Consider the following 532-nt stretch of genomic DNA (forward strand, 5'->3'; position numbering starts at 1 on the left):
CCGCCCAGCACCCCACCCAGCAGACTCGCCGTCACAAAGCACCCGGCGACCACGGGGAACAGCGACACCCCGGCCAGGTCCCGGGCCGCGGTCGGCAAGGTCGGCACCACGGCGAGCGCGGCGAACCCGGTCAGGAACATCACCGCCGCAAAGCTGGCGGTGGCGGCCGCGTACGTCCGGGAGAACAGCCCCTGCGCCTTCGAAGCTTCGGTCACGAGCGCGCAAGCTAATTGGTACGCACCAAGCCGTGCCACTGGTTTTCGTGGGAGGCTCGGCCCACCTCTGCCAGGACGAGCCAGTCAGGATGGCTGGACTTGGTCGAAGAGGGCGAGGGCTTCGGCGGGGTCCGGGCTCACGAGGCGTTCCAGACCGGCCGTCGTGATCTTCGCCCACTTGCCGGCCCGTGCCCACATCTGTTCCTCGAAGGCGCGGACGGCCTCGTCCAGATCTTCAGGGCCGGCGGCGATGGACTCGGCGAGTTCGGCGCCATCCAGCATCGCGAGGTTCGCGCCCGCCCCCAATGGAGGCATCA

General features: G+C 69.5%; 2 pseudogenes. Both read right to left on the reverse strand.

The window, feature by feature from the left end:
• A pseudogene (locus CCN51_RS51825) lies at positions 1 to 215 on the reverse strand (MFS transporter); the annotation flags it as partial.
• A gap of 84 nt (positions 216 to 299) precedes the next feature.
• Positions 300 to 532, reverse strand: a pseudogene (locus CCN51_RS51830) (FAD-dependent monooxygenase); the annotation flags it as partial.

Origin of the sequence: Streptomyces milbemycinicus (genome assembly GCF_002154605.1) — a bacterium.
In the GTDB taxonomy this organism is placed as follows: Bacteria; Actinomycetota; Actinomycetes; order Streptomycetales; family Streptomycetaceae; genus Streptomyces; species Streptomyces milbemycinicus.